This is a genomic window from Blautia sp. AF19-13LB (assembly GCF_003479105.1).
In the GTDB taxonomy this organism is placed as follows: domain Bacteria; phylum Bacillota; class Clostridia; order Lachnospirales; family Lachnospiraceae; genus Fusicatenibacter; species Fusicatenibacter saccharivorans.
This window is the reverse complement of sequence record NZ_QUGO01000015.1, coordinates 73543-82596: the sequence shown is the minus strand read 5'-3', so window position 1 is coordinate 82596 and position 9054 is coordinate 73543. Positions and strand designations below refer to the sequence as shown.

The following is a 9054-nucleotide window of genomic DNA, read 5'->3' as shown; positions in this document are numbered from 1 at the left end:
ACATTTTTACATCATTCTCAAACGAGAAGCAAGCACGAGAGGAACGCCGGAGGTTTGAGTACCATACATTTTTACATCATTCTCAAACGATTGTCAGGGCGTCCAGGGTTTCTGAAAGGTTTGAGTACCATACATTTTTACATCATTCTCAAACTATTTTCACTCGTCTATGACAAACGGTTACGTTTGAGTACCATACATTTTTACATCATTCTCAAACCCCCTGTCGGGATCGTGAACACTTTGCCGTTGTTTGAGTACCATACATTTTTACATCATTCTCAAACTAAGGTGGTATGGGTGTTTATTGCTGTTTAGTTTGAGTACCATACATTTTTACATCATTCTCAAACCAGAAGTGTGGTGTACCGCGGGAAGTGCTGGTTTGAGTACCATACATTTTTACATCATTCTCAAACTTTCAGCAGCCGATTCCGATGTTCAAAAACGTTTGAGTACCATACATTTTTACATCATTCTCAAACTTGCCGCCAGGTTCTTTTTTATCGCTTCTTGTTTGAGTACCATACATTTTTACATCATTCTCAAACATGCAGGAAATCAACGAAGAAATGGAGAACGTTTGAGTACCATACATTTTTACATCATTCTCAAACCATTCCATGATTCTTCCTTTCCGGGCGACCAGTTTGAGTACCATACATTTTTACATCATTCTCAAACACTCCCTGCGTGCGTGCGCGCGCGCGTGCGGTTTGAGTACCATACATTTTTACATCATTCTCAAACTTTGCTGTGGTTTGGCACAATTTTTTCTTGGTTTGAGTACCATACATTTTTACATCATTCTCAAACATGAAGTGCATCTTCACTGCCTGTTCCATTGTTTGAGTACCATACATTTTTACATCATTCTCAAACCTCGCTGCTGCGGGAACTGCGACCGGAGAGTTTGAGTACCATACATTTTTACATCATTCTCAAACTCATTGATTACACCAATATTATCAAGTCCAGTTTGAGTACCATACATTTTTACATCATTCTCAAACAGGCATGTGCGGCTGTTCAAACCAGTATGCGTTTGAGTACCATACATTTTTACATCATTCTCAAACACAAGAAAAGTAGGAATGGAGTTTAAAGTGGTTTGAGTACCATACATTTTTACATCATTCTCAAACTCCGTTTTCCGGTATTGTAATAGTCGTAGTGTTTGAGTACCATACATTTTTACATCATTCTCAAACCTCAAATTTAAAAATGAACTGCTTTCATCTGCACAAAACAGGTACTCAAACATCCGATGGATATTAATAGACATCACATCCATCTTTGTCAATTATATAATATTCTCTCTGATTCGAAAAGTCCCTTTGTATATTTTCTATGAAAAGCAAGGATATTTCATAGTAGCATGCCATTTGGGAGAGTTTGTTTATTTGTGTTTCGTTCAGATAGGATCGAATATTGACCAAAATCACCAGTTCTTTTTGGAGAAGTTCGGCCATAACTTTGATATATTGCGTTAATTTTTCCAGAAGTCCCATCTCTTTTTCGGTTTCTGTCTGAACTCCCATCAATTTTAGGAGTGCGCTCAAATCGATTTCCTCATTTTGTTCCAATTCGTACCCACTGGCAGCTTCCAATTGATAGATGTATTTCTTCAGTTCCGCAATAATTCTCTGTGTTTCCAGAAACATTTCTTCATTTTGCGCACTTTTGACCAGCTCTGTAAATAACCGTTTTTGTATTCTGTGATCCGCAAAATCAAGAGAAAAGGGCGTTAATACCAATTCCACATCTCTTTTCATATTCAGCTCTGTGTCAGCTTTAGAAAGTACGAAATTTCCCTCCTCTCCCTGATTTTGTTTTTGCAGCTGCTCCACATATTTTAAAAACAGCTCCGGTGATTCTATAATCCATTCTGTGGGACAGTTCCGATGAATCGCAATAGGTTTTTCCAAGTCCACATGTACCAGTTTCATAAAATCACCAGCCTTTCATCCGTATTCAACACTTCACTCTTTACGTTCCCAACAATCAGATCCATTTTCGCATACTGCTTCTCAGTCACCGTTAAAAGCTGTACCAGGCCTTCTTCCGGCTTATTTTTATGAATCTGATCCACGATTCCATTCACTGCAGTTGTATTTAACGCAAGCTTACAGTATACGGATTCCTGGAGCATCAGGAATCCGCTTTTCAATAAAAACTTTCGAAATCTCGCATATTCTCTTCTCTGATCGCCCGTCAGCACTGGAAGATCAAACAGTACCAATACTCTCATAAAACGATAACTCATAGGCCGTAAAACCGGATCAATGCACTGTCATTCTCATTTAAGGCATCAAATACACTTTTACAGTAAATTTTTATGGCATTATTCACATACTGTGTTTTCCCGTCTATCATGACTTCGTTGTTTAATACATTGACCAACTGTATTTTTTCCTCATGCGTAAATTCTTTCCTCTGCATTTGGATTACTTCCCGGTCAATCAGGACACGGAACGGTTCCATCAAATCGGACGCCAGATTAAACTGATTAAACATATTATCATGAAAGAGTCCGAGCTGTGTAATATAACCGCTCGCTACAATTTCTCTCGCAAACGCAGACAACAAAATGCTATATCCGTAATTCAGCGCTGCATTTTCCGGACAATCCGCAGTTCTGGTAAATGTCATACCGAACAACGCATTAAAATATACCTTTGCCGCATGCCCTTTCCGGTTTGTCTCATCGTTCCAGCCAATCTCCTGTAAATATGCTTCTAACAGACCCGCTTCTTCCTTTCCCAGATTTTTTAACAGTTCCTTCTGTTTTCGTATTTTTTCCGTCACAATCTCTGTCCAGATCGCTTCTTTACTGTGCCGGCTCCACTGAATCTGCTTTCTGACCTTATTGCTGGTATCATGACTTCCGTAATACCCAACCAGTTCCGACGATGGATTTCTCTTTTCATCGCAAAAAATCACTTTTATTTTCTTTTTTGTCAGCTCTGCCAGCAGACTTGTTGTGACTGTTGCTGCTGTTGACTCAATCAGAATGGTTGATATTTCACTTAAATGTATTTTTGTTACTTCCTCATTTCGCACCACAAGATAACCAAGCTGATAGTCCAGCTTTGCCCGTTTGGAAATAACCACAATCCGCCAGCTCATAATGCATTCAGGTCTACTGCCTGCTCGTAAATACCGGTTGGCGATTGATGAATCATTTCGATTCGATTGCAATCGGTTATATTTTTGTTGAGACACAAAACTCCTGCTCTTCCAGATCCTCCAATTAATTTCAAATCAGCGGTAACACTCTGGCACTGGAAAAAATGTAAAATTTCATACAAAACGATACACTTTTCTTCCATGCATAATTCTTTAAATTTTTCTCTTTTTTCCGTTAATGTCTTTGCCTGTGCTCCAAGTTTTTTTGCATATACCGTATTTGTTAATTTATTTAAAAAGGTTTCATACAGCATCACCACCTTCTTTTCTTCTAAATGGTCGGAATCGTAAATTTTCAGTTCTTTATTCTGTTTTTTACGTTCCACGTACTGTACTATTTTTTTCAGTATTTCCGTTTCTTCCTGGGAAAGTACCAGCTGATTTGCACCTTGCATCAATAGCTGATCTCCTGATCTTCCGGAAACCCACATATAAAATCCGTCCACACAAAACAGAGTATCTATTTTGATTTCCGGCACCAGCACTCGCGGATTCTTTAACTGTCTTTCCTCTTCCAGATACCGAATTATATTTTCTTCTGACTTCTGAATTTCCTTTTTCAGACGAATCGGCACATACTCGATTGTTCGTATTTTCTTTCCCTTTTTGCCCTCCGATTCTGCCAGTACAAAGTAAGCTCCCGCCTCTTTGTTATATCCTCCATACTTCTGTATATCACAAAGCCGTTCATCACTGCTCTTGATCGGAACCTGGCCTTTTCCTTTTTTGACAATCTGCTGGTCAAACAATGCACCTGTTGCCTCATACGATCTTCGCGTCACAAGAATGTTGTTCTTTTCCATAAATTTTCGGACTGTCGCAATGGTTCTGTTCCCGCTTTCCCAGGCAATTTCTCCGTTTCGTTCAATTCTTTCCTGTTCAAACATCTTCTTCAGGTTATAACTTCTTCCCGGATTTTCCTTAATGAAGTGAATCGGATTTGATGTAAATTTTACAAAATATGCGTTGCCAACGACAATATTCAAATAAGCATCCTTCGCATGATGATAATCATTCATCTCCCGTACCTTCAGAAATTTAAAATCCTTACGGAACTTTGAAACGGTTGGCGCTTTCACATAAACAATCTGTGTATCCGGGATCACCTGCTGCAGAATACTTGCTGCCGCTTTTGTACTCTGACGAGTTTCCACCAGCTGCCTGGAAATAAATCCAGCCAATTCAGACGGTTCAAATCCATTTCCTCTTATCAGCCGTTTATATTTTTCTTCACTGATCAATCCGGCATCCACTAAAGATTTCCAGAATGGCTGCATTTTTTTCCGAACTGTTTCATCGATCGGATATTTATCCTCTTTCATCTGATTACACTTTTTCTTTACAAGTACCCGGTTATCCAGGCTATCATCCATCACTTTGGACTGTGGAAAAATATGATCAATGTCATACTTCTGATTATCCCACAATTCCTCCAGTTCAATTGTTTCACCGGAATACATGCATTTTCCTTTTTGCGTATAATACAAATACAGCTTGTCTCTTCTCATTTCCGCATCGGAACGTTTTTCAATCTCATCTATCCAGTCTTTTTCTTCCACTTTACATTTTTTATAGAGTTCCAGCAGTTTCTTTTTTCTTGAAGATGTTCTTCCCTGATCGTTTTTTTCTCTTGCCATTTCTATAAAAACACGTTTCGGTGGGTTTCCCATCACTTTACAGATTTCCTTTACAATCAAAAGGCTCTGCCAAATCTGCCGCTTCACTGCCGGTGATACGTAAAGTTCCTCGACTAATTCATACGAAATATCCCGTTTTTTCTGTTCGTTTCCATTCTTTTCTTCGATTGCCGATGCAAACAAATATTTTTCGCTAAGCAGTTGCATCAGATTGTCATTCGTCTCCCACAAAGCCCGAATAATAGACCATGCCTCTCCCGTTTCCGGTGCCGGTGCTTCCGTCTCTTCCAAAAACACTTTTGAGAGTCTTCCCCAACCACGATACGGCAGTTTACTTATGCTGTCTCTTTGTTTTTCTGTCAACTCCGGAAACAGTTTCTTTAATCTCTGTTTCAGTATCGCTTTATCATCTCCAAACAGCGTTACGTTCAGGATGATGCATTCTTTTTCCGCCTGGTTCAGTGACAAATTTGTTAATTTCTCTTTAAAGTCATGGTATGCCGTAAGAGAACTCTTGAAATCACCATCAATTCCGGTAATTTCAACTTCTTTTCCGGTAATTCCTTCTTTCACTAAATAGTTTTTCAGTTTTTTCTGTGTAACTTTTCTGCTTTTCTGGAATACTTCTTCATATATTTTCTGTTTCTGCTCTACAGATATCTTTTCTCCATCCAAACGCAGATTATTTAATTCATTTAAAACTTCGTATTTGCTGTACAGCAGAGAATACTTTGGTAAAACATCTTCACTTGGCAGATAAGTACATTTATTCGTCATTCTTCGAATAAACTGCTCTGCACTTGCTTCCAAATCTACCATCTCATCGAAGTTCCATGGATATATTTTGCCTTCTTTTCGTACCGCCCAGTTACTCTTCTCCCCTTTTTTTCGAATTCCGTTTAAGGGTCCTACGTAGTACGGAATGCGGAATGTGAAAATCTTTTGAATCTTCTCTCCATTCTCTTTCAGTAGCGGAACTTTATCTTCCAGATTTTTCAGGATTGCATTTAATTCATATAAATGAATCTGATATGGAATGACACTGTTGTCTTTTACAGTCTGTTTCGGAAGAAACGTTCCCATTTCCATTTCCTTCTGCATGCAGGATGCTTTCGTCACATCTGATATCTTGCCCAGAATATTCTTTTTCAGATAACCGTAAAAGTCTTCCTGACTACATTGTTTTGGCGCCTTGATATACGCATAATAATTAGCTTTTTCATCCTTTTTTGCAAACAGTCTCTGATATTCTTCCCTTGAAAGATTCTCTCTGACCAGCTTTTTCAGATTTTTCAGATCCTTTTTATGCTTTTCATAAAGTGCCACTTTTGCCTCTGAAAGAGAAGAATAGTTCTGCAAAATATCAGCCAGAACAGCCCAATCGTACACTGCTTTTGCGTGTTCAATTAATACATATTTTTCTCCCAGCTCTGCTTCGATCTCTCCAGCGTATTCTTCATAACCTGCATCTGCGAAGCAAAGTTTTGGCCGTTCCAGTGTATCCATCTGTTTTTCCCCAAACAGATTTCCCAGTTTTGCTGTTCCACCGGTAATCAATCCCAGCCACTCTTTTTCACAGGATGTTTCTGCCCGCATTGCTTTTACTGCTTTTGTCTTTTTCGCAGATTTGGTCAATGTTCGGTCTTTTAAAATTGCCTCTATTTCCTTGCTTCTTTCCACTCCAATCTCGGAAGAAAAGCCAAGTTCTTCTGCCCTCACTGCTTCAAGGAACTGTTCAAATGTTGTCTGAAATTCTCTTACCTGTTCGATATTTCCGTTTAATAGAAAATGGCCTCTGTGTTTCATCATATGATGCAGAGCAAGATATATCAGGCGAATATCAGGCGTTTCGTCAGTTTCCATTAACCATTTTCTCAGATGATAGATGGTTGGAAACTGTTTATGATATTCTTTGTCTGTGTAATCATCATCCGCAAACAATGCATAGGGAAGTTCTGGACACTTTCCCTGCCTGTCACGCTTATCCTCTGGCCAGTAACGACTCTCTTTCATTCTGCGAAAAAATCCATCATCTATCTTTTCTACTTCTTCCGCAAAAATTTTCTGCAGCAATTCTATTCTCCAATTACGACGATCCAATCTTCGTTTTGCTGTCCGAAACCCTCTTCTCTCTTCTGCAGTCTGTGCACTGTCAAATAGCCGTACACCCCAAAGTGTTTTTCCATGTGCGCGCAAAATTTCGTACTTCTCATTTGTCACAGCCCATCCAACCGAACTGCTTCCCATATCAAGTCCGAGATAATATTCCCCTTTCATCTGTTCTTTCCTCCATTTTCTACATTTTATCTAATTTTACCATATATTTTGATTTTTTACATCTTTTCTTTCCTATTTTCAACAATTCTACTTCCTGGTTCTTGCTGTTCTCACAGTACTGAATCATAACCATGTTTCATTTCTAATTTTAGACAACAAAAAACTGCTGTCTATGAAGACAACAGTTTTCGTTCCACACACTGTGGACCATCTAACGATGGCGTTTTCGATAAATCGTTATTTGAACTTATGATGTAAAATTTAGTATGGTACTAAACTATCTACACTATACTTCTATTTTTTCCTTTCGTCAATCTTTTTTAGAAAGTTTTTATGATAATTATTCCATTTTTTTCTCTTGCGTCCTTCTTGTTTTTATGGTAAAATATATCTTGTTCTGATTACGAACACTGCCGCTGTGGCGGAATTGGTAGACGCACTTGACTCAAAATCAAGCGGTGAATAACCGTGCCGGTTCGAGTCCGGCCAGCGGCATAGCTAAAAAAGATCTGCAAAAACGAACGTTGATGCAGATCTTTTTTTATTGTCTTCCCTTCAAAAAAACAGCTTTTAAAAGAAAGAAAACCCCTTTCGAAGAACCGGCCATCTGCCGCATGGTTCTTTTTGAAAGGGGTTTTACTGTTGTTATCTCTTATTTATTTCCAAACATCTTTTCATACTCCGGTGTTCCATCCAGTGTAGCGAAATAGTCTTTCGGGGTTTCTGCGCGGCGGATGACTTCAAAGCTGCCGTCCTCTTTTAACAGAACCTCTGCAGATTTTAATTTTCCGTTGTAGTTGTATCCCATGGAAAATCCATGTGCGCCGGTGTCGTGGATGAAGAGGAGGTCTCCGACTTCCACTTCCGGAAGCATGCGGTCGATCGCGAATTTATCGTTGTTTTCGCACAGGGAACCTGTTACGTCATATTTGTGGTCGCACGGCTGATCTTCTTTTCCCATCACCGTGATGTGGTGGTAAGCGCCGTACATTGCCGGCCGCATCAGATTGACCGCGCATGCATCACAGCCGATATACTCTTTGTAAATGTGTTTCTGATGGATTGCGCGCGTAACGAGTCCGCCGTACGGTCCCATCATGAAACGGCCCATTTCCGTATAAATTGCAACATCGCCCATGCCGGCCGGAACGAGGACTTCATCGTACACTTTATGTACACCCTCACCAATCACGCGGATGTCATTGCCTTCCTGACCTGGTTTGTACGGGATTCCGACACCGCCGGAAAGATTGATGAATTTGATTTTTACGCCTGTCTCTTTCTGCAGCTTTACAGCCAGCTCAAACAGTGTTTTTGCCAGAACCGGGTAGTAATCGTTGGTTACGGTATTACTTGCAAGGAAGGAATGGATGCCGAACTCTTCTGCCCCTTTTGCCTTCAGAATGCGGAATGCCTCAAAAATCTGCTCGGTTGTCATACCGTATTTGGCATCTCCCGGATTATCCATGATGTCGGTGCTGATTTTAAACAGTCCGCCCGGGTTATAACGGCAGCAGATTTTCTTCGGAATGTAGCCTAATGTTTTCTCAAGAAAATCAATATGTGTAATATCATCAAGGTTAATGATCGCACCAAGCTCTGCAGCCAGTTGATACTCTGCAGCCGGTGTTACGTTGGATGAAAACATGATTTTATCTTTCTCAAATCCCATCGCATCGGAAAGCATCAGCTCCGTGTAAGAAGAGCAGTCGCATCCGCAGTCATATTCACCCAGCATTTTGATCAGTGTCGGGTTTGGGTTCGCTTTCACAGCAAAATACTCACGAAATCCCGGATTCCAGGAAAAAGCTTCCTTTACTGCTTTCGCATTCTCACGAATTCCTTTTTCATCGTAAATGTGAAACGGAGTTGGTACTGCTGCTGCGATTTCTTCCAGTTTTTCTTTTGTTACAAAAGGCTTCTTCGTCATTCTCTTTTGTCTCCTTCTTCT

Annotated in this window: 5 protein-coding genes, 1 tRNA gene and 1 CRISPR repeat array; of the genes, 1 reads left to right on the top strand and 5 read right to left on the bottom strand. The window is 39.9% G+C overall.

What is annotated here, in order from left to right; translation table 11 throughout:
- Nucleotides 1-52 precede the first annotated feature (52 nt).
- Nucleotides 53-1211: a CRISPR direct-repeat array (repeat unit 36 nt; unit sequence GTTTGAGTACCATACATTTTTACATCATTCTCAAAC).
- A 63-nt stretch (nucleotides 1212-1274) separates the two neighbouring features.
- The 4 genes from csn2 to cas9 are packed head-to-tail and all read right to left on the bottom strand — an operon-like array spanning nucleotide 1275 to nucleotide 7103.
- The gene (gene csn2 / locus DWX32_RS14810; protein WP_118660452.1) at nucleotides 1275-1949 is read right to left on the bottom strand and encodes a type II-A CRISPR-associated protein Csn2; all 675 of its coding nucleotides are present in this window, start codon (nucleotides 1947-1949) and stop codon (nucleotides 1275-1277) included.
- Entirely contained in the window at nucleotides 1946-2251 is a 306-nt protein-coding gene (gene cas2 / locus DWX32_RS14805; protein WP_117510243.1) for a CRISPR-associated endonuclease Cas2, read from the bottom strand. Before cas2 ends, csn2 begins: the two co-directional genes overlap by 4 nt.
- A gap of 11 nt (nucleotides 2252-2262) precedes the next feature.
- Nucleotides 2263-3129 carry a type II CRISPR-associated endonuclease Cas1 gene (gene cas1, locus DWX32_RS14800; RefSeq protein ID WP_118660450.1) on the bottom strand — a complete coding sequence of 289 codons (867 nt, stop codon included), beginning with the start codon at nucleotides 3127-3129 and terminating at the stop codon, nucleotides 2263-2265.
- On the bottom strand, nucleotides 3126-7103 hold the full coding sequence (cas9, locus tag DWX32_RS14795; protein WP_118660448.1) for a type II CRISPR RNA-guided endonuclease Cas9: 3978 nt from the start codon (nucleotides 7101-7103) through the stop codon (nucleotides 3126-3128). Before cas9 ends, cas1 begins: the two co-directional genes overlap by 4 nt.
- Nucleotides 7104-7515: 412 nt before the next feature.
- On the opposite strand from cas9, the gene DWX32_RS14790 reads away from it, so the two are divergent.
- Nucleotides 7516-7598: transfer RNA gene (locus DWX32_RS14790), tRNA-Leu, on the top strand.
- A 157-nt stretch (nucleotides 7599-7755) separates the two neighbouring features.
- On the opposite strand, the gene DWX32_RS14785 is transcribed toward DWX32_RS14790, so the two are convergent.
- On the bottom strand, nucleotides 7756-9033 hold the full coding sequence (locus DWX32_RS14785) for a diaminopimelate decarboxylase (RefSeq protein WP_117510246.1): 1278 nt from the start codon (nucleotides 9031-9033) through the stop codon (nucleotides 7756-7758).
- Between the last annotated feature and the right edge of the window lie 21 nt (nucleotides 9034-9054).